Annotated in this window: 1 protein-coding gene; it reads right to left on the reverse strand. The window is 58.7% G+C overall.

Annotation, left to right across the window (positions count from 1 at the left end; all coding sequences use genetic code 11):
• On the reverse strand, window positions 1-334 hold a 334-nt coding region (locus ONV78_RS31915), incomplete at both ends, for a hypothetical protein (RefSeq protein ID WP_279508636.1).

Consider the following 334-nt stretch of genomic DNA (forward strand, 5'->3'; position numbering starts at 1 on the left):
ACCTTCCCGGTTCCACTGCAGTTCCCGGGCTTGTCCCAGTGCGTCGATAATCTTTTGCGGCAGGCCCTGGGCGTTGTATTCGTACTGAGTCTGCGCGCCTTCCGGGTCAGTGATACGGGCCAGCAAGCCCTGTTCGTTGTACTCGCGACGCCAGACATGGCCCAGAGCATTGGTGATCGCCACCGGCATGCCGTCGTCGTTGTAGTCGATCTTGTAATGGCCGCCATTGGCGTCGATCAAGGCGGTTAACTGACCGTTGTCATTGTAGGCGTAGTGGGTGCTGTGACCGTTGGGATCGGTTTGCTCCACCAGATTGCCGGCGTTGTCGTACAGA

Source organism: Hahella sp. CR1, assembly GCF_029813005.1.
Classification (GTDB): Bacteria; Pseudomonadota; Gammaproteobacteria; order Pseudomonadales; family Oleiphilaceae; genus Hahella.